Source organism: Brevibacillus fluminis (genome assembly GCF_003710825.1).
Taxonomy (GTDB): Bacteria; Bacillota; Bacilli; order Brevibacillales; family Brevibacillaceae; genus Brevibacillus_D; species Brevibacillus_D fluminis.
Genome location: NZ_RHHQ01000012.1, coordinates 482,634 through 496,753 on the forward strand (window position 1 = coordinate 482,634; position 14,120 = coordinate 496,753).

11 protein-coding genes are annotated in these 14,120 nt (G+C 51.0%); 8 read left to right on the forward strand and 3 right to left on the reverse strand.

Going from position 1 to position 14,120, the window contains the following annotated elements:
- Positions 1-238: 238 nt before the first annotated feature.
- From EDM56_RS16415 to EDM56_RS16425, 3 genes are all read left to right on the forward strand, one after another.
- Positions 239-1,348 (forward strand): M24 family metallopeptidase, encoded by a 1,110-nt coding sequence (locus tag EDM56_RS16415; protein WP_122918952.1) that lies wholly within the window; start codon positions 239-241, stop codon positions 1,346-1,348.
- Between the two features lie 473 nt (positions 1,349-1,821).
- Positions 1,822-2,067 (forward strand): glutaredoxin family protein, encoded by a 246-nt coding sequence (locus EDM56_RS16420; RefSeq protein ID WP_122918953.1) that lies wholly within the window; start codon positions 1,822-1,824, stop codon positions 2,065-2,067.
- A gap of 76 nt (positions 2,068-2,143) precedes the next feature.
- Positions 2,144-2,677, forward strand: a complete 534-nt coding sequence (locus tag EDM56_RS16425) for a peroxiredoxin (RefSeq protein WP_122918954.1) — start codon at positions 2,144-2,146, stop codon at positions 2,675-2,677.
- Positions 2,678-2,820: 143 nt separating this feature from the next.
- Here the strand turns inward: EDM56_RS16425 and EDM56_RS16430 are convergent, their stop codons facing one another.
- Complete coding sequence (locus EDM56_RS16430) at positions 2,821-4,266, reverse strand: DHA2 family efflux MFS transporter permease subunit (protein WP_122918955.1); 1,446 nt, start codon at positions 4,264-4,266, stop codon at positions 2,821-2,823.
- Positions 4,263-5,327 carry a bifunctional transcriptional activator/DNA repair enzyme AdaA gene (locus EDM56_RS16435; RefSeq protein WP_122918956.1) on the reverse strand — a complete coding sequence of 355 codons (1,065 nt, stop codon included), beginning with the start codon at positions 5,325-5,327 and terminating at the stop codon, positions 4,263-4,265. Before EDM56_RS16435 ends, EDM56_RS16430 begins: the two co-directional genes overlap by 4 nt.
- 681 nt (positions 5,328-6,008) lie before the next feature.
- Between EDM56_RS16435 and EDM56_RS16440 the strand changes: the two genes are divergently transcribed.
- The 4 genes from EDM56_RS16440 to galE all read left to right on the forward strand — a co-directional run bounded on the left by EDM56_RS16440 (position 6,009) and on the right by galE (position 11,033).
- On the forward strand, positions 6,009-6,728 hold the full coding sequence (locus EDM56_RS16440) for a DUF4309 domain-containing protein (protein WP_183192472.1): 720 nt from the start codon (positions 6,009-6,011) through the stop codon (positions 6,726-6,728).
- A 148-nt stretch (positions 6,729-6,876) separates the two neighbouring features.
- Complete coding sequence (locus EDM56_RS16445) at positions 6,877-8,538, forward strand: peptide ABC transporter substrate-binding protein (RefSeq protein WP_122918958.1); 1,662 nt, start codon at positions 6,877-6,879, stop codon at positions 8,536-8,538.
- 248 nt (positions 8,539-8,786) lie between these two features.
- Positions 8,787-9,980 (forward strand): glycosyltransferase, encoded by a 1,194-nt coding sequence (locus tag EDM56_RS16450; RefSeq protein WP_122919213.1) that lies wholly within the window; start codon positions 8,787-8,789, stop codon positions 9,978-9,980.
- A gap of 66 nt (positions 9,981-10,046) precedes the next feature.
- Complete coding sequence (gene galE, locus EDM56_RS16455; RefSeq protein ID WP_122918959.1) at positions 10,047-11,033, forward strand: UDP-glucose 4-epimerase GalE; 987 nt, start codon at positions 10,047-10,049, stop codon at positions 11,031-11,033.
- 72 nt (positions 11,034-11,105) lie between these two features.
- Here galE and EDM56_RS16460 read toward each other — a convergent pair whose 3' ends face one another.
- Positions 11,106-12,680, reverse strand: a complete 1,575-nt coding sequence (locus tag EDM56_RS16460; RefSeq protein WP_183192473.1) for a sigma 54-interacting transcriptional regulator — start codon at positions 12,678-12,680, stop codon at positions 11,106-11,108.
- Between the two features lie 254 nt (positions 12,681-12,934).
- Here EDM56_RS16460 and EDM56_RS16465 point away from each other — a divergent pair, with 254 nt between their 5' ends.
- Positions 12,935-14,113 (forward strand): NAD(P)/FAD-dependent oxidoreductase, encoded by a 1,179-nt coding sequence (locus EDM56_RS16465; protein WP_122918961.1) that lies wholly within the window; start codon positions 12,935-12,937, stop codon positions 14,111-14,113.
- Positions 14,114-14,120: the final 7 nt, after the last annotated feature.

The following is a 14,120-nucleotide window of genomic DNA, read 5'->3' on the forward strand; positions in this document are numbered from 1 at the left end:
AAAACTACGCTGCCGGTGGGGACATAATGATTCGAGCCCTTCTTCCAAGTGATAGATGCAAAGCCGATTCTGGCACGAAAGTTGCTCGTTTTTTAAAAGAGGAAGCGCGAGCGAAACGCGGCTCGTAGTTTCCGCAAAGCCTGCTGCCTGAAGCAAGGATGAGGGTGTATACTGGAAGACGGGATCAGGCAAAAGTGGCTTGATGTAGGAACGATACATAGTGAAGAGGTGGAAAAAGATGAGCGAACTGTTTCAAAACCGCGTAAGGGCACTGCGCGCTTTCATGGCTGAGCAAGGGCTTGATGTCGCGATGGTGACAAACCCGATCAATGTGTATTATTTGACCGGATTCCGCTGCGATCCGCATGAGCGCTTTCTCGCGCTGGTGCAGGACAACCGTAATGAACAGACACTGCTGTTCGTGCCGTCATTGGATAGGGAAGCTGCACAGGCAGCGGCGGCTGGCTGCACGATCGTTCCGATTACCGATACGGAAAATCCGTTCGAGGTGCTGCAGAACAAGGTAGGGGCAACGCTCGGCACAATGGGCGTCGAGAAGAAGGACGTCAGCTTCTGGCAGTATGAACGGCTGCGTGAGGCATTTCCGGATGCTGCCTACACGGACGTTCAGCCTTTCATCATGGCACAGCGTCTGAAAAAGACACCGCAGGACATCGCTTACGTCACCCGTTCCGTTCAGATCATCGAGCAAGTCGTGGAGCATGCATTCAACCACGCCAAAATCGGGATGACCGAAGCGGAGCTGACGGCAGAGCTGGAATACCAGATGCGTGTATTTGGCGCGGATGCACCCGGGTTTGACACGATCGTGCTGGCAGGCAAAAACTCTGCGCTGCCGCATGGCAAGCCAGGCGGTAAAAAGCTGGAAGAAAACGACTTTTTGCTGCTCGACATGGGCGTGGTCAAAGACGGCTACTATTCCGACATCACCCGCACGTTCATCATGGGGGAAGGCACAGAAGACCAGGTGCGCATCTATGAGACCGTCCGTGAAGCCAACCAGCGCGCGATCGATGCGGTAGCCGTCGGCAAACCGCTTGCCACCATCGACCGCGCTGCCCGTGAATACATCGAATCATGCGGCTACGGCCCCTACTTCAACCACCGCATCGGCCACGGACTCGGACTGGAAATTCACGAAGAGCCATCCATCCACGGCGAAAACGGGAACCTGATCCAACCGGGCCTCCTGTTCACCATCGAACCCGGCATCTACCTACCACAAGTAGGCGGCGTGCGCATCGAGGATGACGTATACATCACCGAACAAGGCGAAATACAGGTAATCACCACCTATACAAAAGAATTGAAACGAATCGGCTGCTAATAGAAAAACAGACCACCCGTCTAGTAAAACGGATGGTCTGTTTTTATTTTGATAGAATCTTTTTCTAGTATTTTTTTCTCTTAATATATCTTCCATGATTAATCTCTCAAACCACCGCATCGAAGGAATTTTTGCAAGAAAGTGGAGCGGATGCCTTTACGATGCCCGCCAGGCTCCGTGAAAAAAACGGCAACGCTTTGCACCACATCTACTTCTCTGAGAGACACCCGCCGCGCAGCGTGTGGCTTTGGGGCGCAGGTTCTGTTTTTTTCGCTGAGCCGTTCCCTCCGACCACCAGTAGGCATTGTAAGAGCATCCGCATAATTTTCTTGCGAAAATTCCCGTACCTCCACCAAGCTTCTGTTTAGAATCATTCCAAAAAGATATTGACTTTCATCTCCAATCAGGTACAATGATAATTGTTCCTAGTTTAAAATCATTATCGTTAAGAGAGATAAAGGAGAGAATTCAACATGACAGCGATCGTATATACCAGCAGCACATGCACTTACTGCAAACAGGTGAAAACATTCCTCGAATCCCAATGCATCGCGTTTGAAGAGCGTAACATTGATGAAAACCAAGCATATTTCGATGAATTGAGCCGCATGGGCATGATGTCTGTGCCAGTAACGGTGATCGGCAGCAAGCAAGTGCTTGGCTTCAACCCAGCGCGGATTCAAAAGCTGGTAGCAGAAGCGCAAGTGCAGCAAGCGTAAGCAAGAACAAGCAAGAGCACGTTCGAAACGACTCCTAGACAACATAGATTCGCACCACGAAGGGAGAAACACATACATGCTGCAAGTAGGACGTACGGCACCAGACTTTGACATGGTGACGACGAAAAATTTGGACACGCTCACTGAGCGGGTGACTTTACAAGATTACTCAGGAAAATGGCTGATTCTCTTTTTCTGGCCGTTTGATTTTACCTTTGTTTGCCCGACAGAAGTGACGTCTTTTAGCGACGCGATTGCCGAGTTTGCCGATTTGGATGCGGAGATTTTGGGCGTATCGTGCGACAGCATCCATACGCACCGCGCATGGATCACAACACCGCGCGAGCAAAACGGGATCGGACCGGTCAATTTTCCACTGGCGAGCGACAAGACCAAGGCGACAGCAGCAGCGTACGGCGTACTCGACGAAACGACAGGTGCTGCCCATCGCGGCTTGTTCATCATCGACCCGGAAGGCGTGCTGCGTTATCAGGTCGTCACCGACATGAATGTAGGCCGCAGCGTCGAGGAGACGCTCCGCATCCTGCAAGCACTGCAGGCAGGAGGACTGTGCGCCGCCAACTGGAAGCCAGGACAGAAAACGCTGTAAGCAAAATGAATGACGAAGGAGCCTCCCTAATTACGGGGAGGTTTTTTTGTACACGTTAAGCTCAGTGCCAACTTTATTAACTTTTGTATCCTTCGGTGTCTATAATTTGTCCAATTGTCTCAATAGAAATCGATTTCGCTTTCTTATGATCGCGACTCAAATTCGGTCCTCATCTGTGGTCGCAGCAGTAATAGTCCGAGCAAGACCGCGATTGCGAGAAAGACTGCAAAGAACCGGAAACCGATGTTCGAAGCATAGATCAGAGTGTCCTTCGATTGACTCAAATCCTCAACTCCAGCCCCGGATAACAACTTCGAAGCGACTTCGGACTTGGCGACCAACTGAACAACTGCCAGCGCGAGCGCCTGGCTTATTGCTCGGCCCATGTTGTATACGGTCCAAAACATGCCGGATGCGGAACCTGCTTGCTCTTGCGGAGCGGCCGACAGCACAGCTTTTGCAAGCGATGGCCAGGAAAGTCCCGTAGCGGCGGAAATGATCATAAGCGGGATAATGACAGCCATGTTCGACAACTGGTGTCCGAGCTGCCCGAGCATTAGGAGTGCGAATCCGATCAGAAACGACCCGAGTAGAATCATTCTTGCAGGGCCGAAACGATCGGCTAGTCTACCTCCGAATGGAGCTGTAAACAGCTGGGGAACTGATAGCGGGATCAGCATGAGTCCCGATTCCAATGGACTTAGGTTTTGAGCCCCTTGCAAATACAGCGTCAGAAGGATGGTGACGGCGAAATAACCGATACAGTAGCTCATCGTGATTCCAAGCCCTATCGAGTAGTTCCGATAAGCAAGGAGGCTCAGATGAAACAACGGATGCCGAGCCTTCATCTCAATGAATACGAACGCAATCCACAGGAATATCGCGGTTGCGAACAGCCCGAGCGTCCTTCCCGATGCCCATCCCCATGCCTGACCCTCAGACAAGGCGATAAGCAGAGCGGTTAGACCTGGACCGAAAGTCAGCATGCCGGGCCAATCAGTCTTGGCCTTCTCGTCCGCTAACGTGTCCCTTAGAAAGAAAATACCGGCGGCTAAACCTATGACACCGATCGGAACGACTGCGTAGAACATGGAGCGCCATCCGAACTCGCCGATCAGTGCACCTCCCAGAACTGGGCCGATGAGCGAGCCGGTTACCCAAGCGATGTTATTTATGCCGAGGGCGACCCCGAGCTCATTGGGCGGAAATGTCCGGATCAAGATCGGAGTGGATGCGGCCATCGCCATAGCGGCGCCGGTACCTTGCAGCAAGCGATCCCCAATCAGCGCTGCGCCAGAACCTGCTGTACCGCAAAGCGCGGTTGCAAGCGTGAACAAAGCGAACCCCCATAGAAAAACACGTTTCGTTCCAAGCATATCCGACCATCGGCCGGAGGGGAGCAGGAATACGGTACTTGTGATGTAGAACGAGGTAATCGTCCACATCCCCGTTTCGATCGATAGGCTCAAATCCTTCATTAGCGGCGGCAGACCGGTGACCACGATCGTCGCGTCTAGATTGGTAATAAACGACACAAGCGTGACCACGAATAAAACAGACCATTTGCTTGACTTCATGGTTTTCATCATCTTGTTTGTTCCTCCGTGGAACCTTTTTTCTCATGGCCTAGAAGCCATCGTTTTCGTGATATTCCTCCTCCATAACCACCCAAGTCGCCATTCGAATTAATAACGCGGTGACATGGAATCACAATCGCCAGTTGGTTGGCAGCATTCGCTTGGGCTACGGCGCGATAAGCGCCGGGCTTTCCAATCGCCACTGCAATGTCGGCATACGAAATCGTCTGACCAGGTGGAATCTTCTGCAATTGTTCCCATACCTTCTTCTGAAATGGCGATCCCAATAGTCTCAACGGCGTTCTGAATTCCGTTAACCTGCCTTCGAAATAATCCTCCAGTTCACTCTCAATCGAATGAATCGGCTGCGTATTTCCCGGAATAACCGCGGATTTTGTCTTCCTTCTTAAACGTTCAACTTCGCGCTCCAATCCCCGGCGGTCTATGAATTCGAGCAAATAAAGCACTTCTTCGTCAGCGATTGCGATCATTGGGCCAAGCCGCGTATCTAGCCACGATGCCTTCAAAATCTGTTGATTGCCCAGTTGGGTAGGCGCAGAGCCCATAATGCGAGAGAATGCGTCCCTGAAGCCACTGCCGGATTCATAACCGGCGGACAACTGGGCATCGATGACTGCGCTACCCGCCCGGATATGCTTCAGGGCGATTCCCATTCGCCTAGCCCTCGCATATTCGACAAATGTCATGCCGAACCGCTTCTTGAACTGGCGGCGGGCCGTTGAAGCATCCACGCATAAATTCCTGAAGTCTTCGTCCGTCCAACGTCGTTCCGGATTTTCTTCCACTGCATTGACTAGCTTCTGAACAAGCTCTGAGACATGGTTGGGATGAGACAACGGACGGCAGCGCTGACAGGGTCGGAATGATGCCAGAAGGGCTTCCTTGGCCGTCTCGTAAAATTCGCAGTTCTCAAATTTGGGTTTTCTTGCTGGACATGTCGGTCGGCAGAATACGCCGGTTGTCTTGACGCCGACATAGAAGATGCCTTCATATTCGGACTTTTTAGCGATAAGAGCTTGGTAATACACCAGTTTCATATCAGCAGGTATCATTCTGCTCCTCCTCTAAATAATGCAGTTTCGGATTTAATTGATGCCCTTTGCGAAACACTAATATGATTATATAGATTCCAGAAAATAGTACCGACGAAAATCGAGCATTGATTTTTTAAATGTTGGTATTTTTGAGTAGTTGTTTGCTGGTCTTATCAATAATACATATCAATCAGTTCAGGGGTTTCTGTGCATACTTAATAATTCCAGAACACGAAACATCCCGTAATTATCCGCATAATTACAAGGCATGGATTTCAGTTTTGGGATCTATGGTTGCTGTATTAGTAATCGTCACTACCGTTCTGATCTTCCGTTACCTGAACAAAAGAAGCTGCCTTCAAGGCAGCTTTTGCTTTTTTTGAACTATCGATCTATGGGGTTTTTCAGGCATTTGAAGGATTATTTTCAACTTCGTCTTCCGATTCAAAAATTAAGCGATTTGGGGGAATATGAAGAAGCTCTGAACATCCTTTCAGAAAGGGGAATCCGTAATGAAGAAGTTTTTCATAATCAGTAGCTTAACGCTTCTTCTGCTTATTTCAAGCTCCTTTTCCGTAGAAGCCGGGCGAGTCTAGAGCCCTCCGTTTAGATTGTGCTTCACTAGTTGCTGGTCAGGAAAAAATTTACAAATATGGTATAATCGAGCGTGAAATGATCACCAAAAGAGGTGAATGTGACATGAGCTTCAAGCGACAGATCATTACGCTAGCTGTATGCGGTGGACTGCTTGTAGGAGGCTGTGCTGCTCCCGCGAACAAGCAACCGGATGAGCAGGGAAATAAACCGAATACAGCTGTACCGGCAGCGCCAGCGAGCGATAAAGCGTCCCAGCCGCCATCCGGACAAAACGGGAGCGAAGGGACGGTCCCACCCGTTCCACCAACCGAAACCCAGCCGGGGGATAGCAAGCTGCCTTCTACATCAAAGTCTGACGAGGCAAAGGCAGCGGGCAAACTCATTCTGGATGGGAAGTTTTTGCCCATGCTAAAGGACGGGCGCGTCCAAGGGATTGACATCGCGATCGGGACGACGAAGGAAAGCGTGCTGAAGAAATACGGCCCGATCACCAAGCAGGATTATTACGACGGCGGCCAATATACTGCTTTTGAAAAGCTCGGTAAGGGCATCCTTTATTTCGATGGCCACGATCGCGTGTACTGCATGGATTTGGGCTCGCAATGGGCAGATAAGACTGAATTGAATGCGATCAAGCAGGCGCTCGGCGCTCCAAATGACGAAGGAGTTAGCGACGTGGACGGCGATTATTATCTCTACTATGTCGTTGGCAAAATTGAATTGTTTCTGGCCTTTGACAGCAAAGATGCGCCGCTGAAATCGATTCGGATCATTAACAAGCAGATGATTACCGATTTTCCCCAAAAGCCACTAAACGGATAAGCAGCGTTCTATGAAGTTAGACAATGTTTTTGACACTATGTAAAGTAACGTAAACACTTTTCCCCATTTCTAAGCCGATTTTCCATGGTACGGCTCTTGCACATCATGTATACAAGCAGCATATTGACAAAGAAATGGGGGACATATCGTGAAAAAACGAGTTTTTGCATGGGTAAGCTCTGCTGTCGTGCTGGGAACAGTCGTGTCAGGATGCGGCGGGCAGGGGGCGCAGGAAGCGCAAAGTCCGAATCCACAGCCAGCACAGCCGCCGCAAAATAATACGCCTGCTCCGGCGGAAAAGCCAAAAACTGAGCAGGTGCTACGGTGGAATTTGCACTCCGAGCCGCCGTCGGCAGATCCGGGCATCGCGGAGGATACGACATCGGCGGCTATCGTCCGTGCAACCTTTGACGGGCTGACTCGTTCGGGCGAGGATGGCAAACCGCAAGAAGCGGTCGCTGAGAAGATCGAGGTATCTCCCGATCTGAAAACCTACACCTTTACGATCCGCGACTCCAAATGGAGCAACGGCGATCCGGTCACGGCGCACGATTTTGAATATGCGTGGAAGCGGGCACTCGATGCCAAGACAGCATCCAACTACGCTTATCAGCTCTTTTACATAAAAAACGGTGAAAAATACAACAAAGGCGAAGCCAAAGCGGAAGACGTCGGCGTGAAGGCAATCGATGACAAGACGCTGAAGGTCGAATTGGAAAATCCGACGCCATACTTCCTCGAGTTGACCGCCTTCCAAACGTATTATCCGGTCAATCCGAAGGTCGTTTCGGCCAATGCAAACTGGGCGACGGATGCCAAGACACATGTCGGCAACGGACCGTTCAAAATGGAGAAGTGGGACCACAAGAGCAAGCTGATCATGCTTAAAAACGAAAACTATTGGGACAAAGATACCGTAAAGCTGGATAAAATCGAGTTTTCCATGGTGGAAGATGAAAATACGGAGCTGTCGATGTATGAGAACGGGGAGTTGGATTGGGCGGGGCATCCGCTAAGCTCGCTACCTATCGATGCGCTGCCGGCCCTCAAAGATTCAGGCAAGCTGAATGTCCATCCGGTTGCGGCGACGTACTGGTACAAATTCAACACCGAAAAGCCTCCTTTTAATAATGTGAAAATTCGTAAAGCTTTCACCTACGCGATTGATCGGCAAGCCTTGATCGACAATGTGCTGCAAGCCAATGAGCAGCCAGCGATGGGGCCGGTTCCACCATCCATGTGGCTGAACCCGGACGGTTACTTTAAGGACAAAGATTTTGACAACGCCAAAAAGCTGCTCGCTGAAGGGATGAAGGAACTGGGCCTCTCTAAGCTGCCGCCGATTACGTTATCTTACAATACTTCCGAAGGGCATAAAAAAATCGCCGAGGCGATCCAGGATCAATGGCGCAAAAATCTGGGCGTGGAAACGAAGCTGGAAAATGCCGAATGGAAAGTGTACTTAGAGAAAATGCATGAGGGGAACTATCAGGTCGGGCGTCTCGGCTGGTCGGCGGACTTCAACGACCCAATCAACTTCCTGGAGCTGTTCAAGGAGAAAAACGGCGGAAACAACGATACTCGCTGGGAAAATCCGAAATACAAGGACCTCTTGAACCAATCTGGCGTGGAGGCCGATCCTGCCAAACGATCGGAGCTACTGCATCAGGCCGAACAAATCATCATGGACGACATGCCGATCATGCCGATTTATTATTACACGCACACATGGGTGAAGAACGACAAGGTGAAGGGCGTAGTCACCGACGCGCTTGGCGCCATCGACTGGAAATGGGCCACGATGGAGTAAATATACGGAATGAAAAAGGAGATGTACAGGAAGCAATTGCTGTACATCTCTCTTTTTTTGCAAAGTTCACATTGCTGAGTATTTCCGCATAATGTAGTGAATGGAAAATGGAGCCAGCCTGTGTTTTTTAAGAGAAAGACACGGATGTAGGTGGTAGGAAGAATCATAGAGGGGGAATTGCACCGTTGAAAATCAAAGGAGATGCAGCAACCCAGAGCGCAGGAACCAAAAAGAAAATATGCCTTTGCATGATTGTAAAAAATGAAGCAAACATCATTGAAAGATGCCTGCAATCGGCAAAGCCTGTGATTGATTATGTGTCGATTTGTGATACCGGCTCTACAGACCGGACACCGGAAATCATTGAAAACTGGTGCATGGAAAATGAGATACCGGTGACGATCCACCATGAAGCGTTTCGAAATTTTGGCTATAATCGCAGCTTGTCGGTTTCGTTAGCGCAACAAACCTATTCGGATTCAGATTATTTGCTGTTGCTCGATGCCGATATGATTTTGGAAACAAAGCTTCATTTCGATAAAGAGAGCCTGCATAAAGATCTTTACATGCTCATGCAGTATAACAAGCAGATTCAATATTGGAACACCCGTCTCGTAAAGACGTCTCTGCCGTGGAAATGCATAGGGGTGACGCACGAATATTGGGGACTGGACCGTGAAAGGCTGGAGTGTGAGCAATCCGGATATGTTGAGTCAAGAGGAAAGCTCGATGGGCTGATCATTGATGACCAGGAAGATGGCGGCAGTAAAAGCGATAAATTTGAACGGGATAAACGATTGCTAGAAGAGGGACTCCACGATCAGACAACCCCGCCCGACTTACGATCGCGCTATATGTTTTACCTGGCGCAAACCTACTATTGTCTCAATGAGTTCGAAGAAGCGATCAAATGGTATAAGAAAAGAGCGGAGGCTGGAGGCTGGGCGGAAGAAGTGTTTTATTCGATGCTGCAGATCGGGATTTGCTATGAAGCTTTGGCAAATCGCGCTTCCTACCAACGCCAGCAGCTACAAAAATCAAACGAGCCAGATGATCAATCGGTAATGGACTCCTTCACGCATAAGGAAGAACAATGGGCTGCCCTTGCGATCGCGTCTTATCAAAACGCGTGGGAATATCGGCCGACCCGCGCGGAGCCGCTGTATTTTCTTGCCCGCATGTTTCGAAACCAATCAAAGCATTCCATCGCACTGATGTATGCGCTGCAAGGCAAGGAAATCCCGTTCCCGAAAGACGATATTTTGTTCGTCGATTTTCGCGTCTATGACTATTTCTTCGATTATGAAATTTCCATCTGCGCGTTTTATGTTGAAAACAAACGCCAGCTTGGACGTGCTGCACTGCAAAGGCTCAGAGCGAAAAGCAATCAGTTGCCTGCAGATATCGTCCAATCGGTGGAAAGCAATGCCAAATTTTATTGATCATGAAAATGAACAGGTGCAGCTGAACAGCAGCCTTGTTCATGCTCATGCAAGGAGTGGGTGAAGATGGCGGTTCTCGTGACAGGTGGAGCGGGTTATATCGGAAGCCATACCGTGGCCGAGCTGCTGCGACAAGGTGAGCAGGTCGTGGTCATCGATAACCTCAGCACAGGACATAAAAAGGCGATTGTCGGCGGGACGTTCTATCAAGGAGATATTCGTGACCGCCATGTATTGGATGCCATCTTTCGGAAAGAGGAGATCGAAGCGGTCATTCATTTCGCAGCCAGTTCCCTGGTCGGGGAGAGTGTGCTCGAACCGCTAAAGTATTATGACAACAACCTGCTCGGGGCTTATACACTCCTTCGCGCGATGATTGATCATGGTGTGAAAAAAATCGTGTGTTCCTCGACTGCAGCAACATATGGCGAACCGAAGCGTATACCGGTTCAGGAAGGTGACCCGACAGAGCCGACCAACCCTTACGGAGAGACGAAGCTTGCGATGGAACACATGTTTCGCTGGTGCGAACGGGCTTATGGGGTCCGTTCTATTTCGTTGCGCTATTTCAATGCTGCGGGCGCCCATCCGGATGGGATGATCGGCGAAGATCACAGGCCGGAGAGCCACTTGATTCCGCTTATCCTTCAAGTAGCTCTCGATCAGCGCAGTCTGATCCAAATCTTTGGCGACGATTTCCCGACTCAAGACGGGACCTGCATGCGCGATTATGTCCATGTCATGGATTTGGCTAAAGCGCATTGGCTGGCTTTGCAGCACCTGCGTAAGCATAACCGAAGCGAAGTGTATAATTTGGGCAGTGACATCGGTTTTTCTGTGAGAGAAGTGGTGGAGAAGGCACGCCTGATTACGGGACATCCGATTCCGGCAAGTGTGAGCCCACGAAGGGAAGGCGATCCTGCCATCATCATCGCATCATCGGGTAAAGCGCGGAATGAATTGTTGTGGAAGCCAGCCTACACTCGATTGGAAACAATCATCGAGAGCGCATGGAACTGGCATAAATCACATCCGAACGGCTACAGTGAGTAGCAGCGAAAAAAGGGAAAAGGTATATGGGGACGATCTGCCCTCATATACCTTTTTTGTTTTACAAAGAATCGTTCAGGTCACGGGAATGTTCAGCTTGCTCATCTTGTTGTACAAGGTCGCCCGCGAAATTCCGAGTCGTTTGGCCGCCGCCAGCTTGTTGCCTTTTTCCAGCTCAAGCGCATGCAAGATCACCTTTTTCTCATGCACATCGAGCTCCTGCTGCAAATTGATCAACTCGTCTGGGAGCAGGCTGGCGTATGTTTTTTGCTTGGCCTGCTGCGGGAATGTCAGATCCTCTTCCTTGATGATCCCATCCGTCGCGAATACGACCAGACGCTCCACAGTGTTGCGCAGCTCGCGGATATTGCCGGGCCATTGGTAGGCGAGCATCTCCTGCATGACTGTTTGCGAGATGCTGTTGATGGGTCGGTTGTAGCGCATGGAAAACTCATAGAGGAAAAAGTGGCACAGCTCGATGATGTCCTCGATCCGCTCGCGCAGAGGTGGGATTTTGATCGTCACCACATTAAGGCGGTAATACAAGTCTTCGCGGAACTGCCCTTGCTTGACCAGCTCTGCCAAGTCTTTATTGGTGGCTGCAATCACGCGAAAGTCGGCCTCAACCTGCTTCGTGCCGCCAACCGGATAATACTTCTTCTCCTGCAGCACGCGCAAAAGCTTCACCTGCATGTCGAGCGGCATTTCTCCGACCTCATCGAGGAACAGGGTGCCGCCGCGCGCCAGCTCGATCATCCCTTTTTTGCCTTTTTGGTCCGCGCCGGAAAATGCGCCTTTTTCATAGCCGAACAGCTCGCTTTCGAACAAGGTCGGCGCGATCGCTCCACAGTTGATCGCGATGAAAGGTGCATCGGGGTTCTCGCGAATGTCGTGGGTTGCGCGTGCGAACAGCTCCTTGCCGACGCCGCTTTCGCCTAAAAACAGCACGGTCGCTTTGGTGGAAGCGACTTTTTTGATCTTTTCGGTAATTTTTTTGATGACGAGGCTGCTGCCCTTGATGTTGTAGAACGGATCGGCAGAGGGGCTTAGCTTGGCTACCTCCTGCTGCAGGCTGTGCACTTTGGACGTGGCGTGATACAGCTCCTGATTCAGCCGCACCTGGCTAGTCACGTCCGTTTCAACGGCAACCGAGCCGATAATGCGGTCATGAAGCCGGATCGGGTTGGAGTTGATCAAGACGAACAAATCCTCGCGCGGCTGATGCTGCTTGCGGTAGACGGACTCTCCGGTCTGCAGCGTTTTGAGCGTCATCAGCATGTCGACGGGAAAAAAGTCGGTGATCGGCTTGCCGATGGCGTCAGCGGCCGCGACGGAAAAAATGTTTTCCGCGCCTTCCGTCCAGACGATAATGTTGGCGCTTTCATCGATGACCGAGATGGACTCCTCGACCGTGGAAATGATCGTATCGAAATAGGTTTCCAAATATTGGTAAGCGCTGGCGATGGCCGCTAGCGCGTCTGTTTTGGTCAAATAGCCGATGATGTCGTGTTGGGCATTGACAACAAGCAGCTCTTCACTCGCGCCGAACCGTTCCGCAGCGTCTGTCAGCGCAGTGTCGACGGGAACGGTGGGCAGACCTGTCCATGACGGATCGGAGGCAGGACGATCGACGGGAAAAGCAGACTTCATCACTTCAGCAAGCAAAGGCAATTTATGTTTGATGGCAAAGCCCTCCTTTTGCTAAAAATGTATGATTTTTTAGTCACTTTCCAGTTCATTATACACGGAACCGGAAGCGCGTAAAGATTTTTAGACAGAATCATCAGTGAATTGCGTCTGGAAGAGCTGGCATAGCAATTGCTAGCTAATGAAGTAGCGATGCAACCGCTTCGATTCGTTGCAAGCTGCATACCACACCATTTTTCATCAAGGGAGTTTTCGCCATGACGAATAAAACGAATGCTGAGGTCGCGATCATCGGCGGCGGAATCATCGGGAGCGCGATTGCGTACTACGCAGCGAAAGCGGGGCTGGATGTCATCGTGGTGGAGCGGGGCGAGTTGGCCTGCGGCACATCGTCGCGCTGCGATGGAAACATCCTGGCGATCGATAAAGATCCGGGCTTCGACAGCCTGATGTCGCGTAAAAGCCAGGACCTTGTCGCGCACTTGGCGGCAGAGCTGGAGCATCCCTTTGAATACCGAGCCCCCGGCAGCATCCTCGTCTGCGAAAGCGAGGAGGAGATGGAGGCCGCACAGCAGTGGGTCAATCGACAAAAAGAGATCGGACTGCCTTTTCGCATGCTTGATCGCGAAGATATCCGCAACGAATCCAAATTTTTCGCTGACGATTTGCTGGGTGGGCTGGAATGCGCCACTGATTCGACTGTGAATCCGTATTTGATGACCTTTTCTTTATTTGAGGGCGCGAAAAAGCTCGGTGCGCGCATCTTGCAAAAGACAGACGTCACAGCTGTTAGGCGTGAGGGCGGGCAGTTTCATATCGATACAAGCAGAGGGGAAATCACGGCCAAGCAGGTGGTGAATGCAGCAGGCGTTTGGGCCCCGCGTATCGGGCAAATGGTCGGAATCGACATCCCGATCCATCCTCGCAAGGGTCATCTGATCGTCGCCACCCGCCAGGAAAATGTCGGGCTGCGCAAGGTGATGGAATTCGGTTATTTGATCTCCAAGTTTGGTGGCAAGCGCAAAGTCGACCCTGAAACCGAGCAATACGGGGTGGCGCTCGTGTTCGAACCGACGGAAAGCCAAAACTTTTTGATCGGATCCAGCCGTCAATTCGTCGGGTTCGACACGCGCGTCGACTTGGATGTCGTGCGCTGCATGGCACGAAGGGCAACCCGGTTTTATCCGAAAATCGGCGATTTCAGCCTGATTCGCACCTACTGTGGGCTGAGGCCGTGGACCGAGGACCATCTGCCGATCGTTTCGCGCGTGGAGGAGGTGCCCGGCTTGATCATTGCGGCAGGCCATGAGGGCGACGGGATTAGCTTGGCTGCGATAACGGGCAAGCTTGTCTGCGAGCTTTTGACCGAACAGTCGGTGACGAGCATCCCGACCGAGCCGCTTCGACTGGAGCGCTTTATGGCCAGAAATCGATAGAAAGAAA

Bases quoted from the DNA above. Each gene is read 5' to 3' on its own strand.
- EDM56_RS16415 (WP_122918952.1), top strand. From the start codon at position 239: ATGAGCGAACTGTTTCAAAACCGCGTAAGGGCACTGCGCGCTTTCATG.
- EDM56_RS16440 (WP_183192472.1), top strand. From the start codon at position 6,009: ATGAGCTTCAAGCGACAGATCATTACGCTAGCTGTATGCGGTGGACTG.
- EDM56_RS16425 (WP_122918954.1), top strand. From the start codon at position 2,144: ATGCTGCAAGTAGGACGTACGGCACCAGACTTTGACATGGTGACGACG.
- EDM56_RS16420 (WP_122918953.1), top strand. From the start codon at position 1,822: ATGACAGCGATCGTATATACCAGCAGCACATGCACTTACTGCAAACAG.
- galE (WP_122918959.1), top strand. From the start codon at position 10,047: ATGGCGGTTCTCGTGACAGGTGGAGCGGGTTATATCGGAAGCCATACC.
- EDM56_RS16460 (WP_183192473.1), bottom strand. From the start codon at position 12,680: ATGAAGTCTGCTTTTCCCGTCGATCGTCCTGCCTCCGATCCGTCATGG.
- EDM56_RS16430 (WP_122918955.1), bottom strand. From the start codon at position 4,266: ATGATGAAAACCATGAAGTCAAGCAAATGGTCTGTTTTATTCGTGGTC.
- EDM56_RS16435 (WP_122918956.1), bottom strand. From the start codon at position 5,327: ATGATACCTGCTGATATGAAACTGGTGTATTACCAAGCTCTTATCGCT.
- EDM56_RS16450 (WP_122919213.1), top strand. From the start codon at position 8,787: ATGATTGTAAAAAATGAAGCAAACATCATTGAAAGATGCCTGCAATCG.
- EDM56_RS16465 (WP_122918961.1), top strand. From the start codon at position 12,935: ATGACGAATAAAACGAATGCTGAGGTCGCGATCATCGGCGGCGGAATC.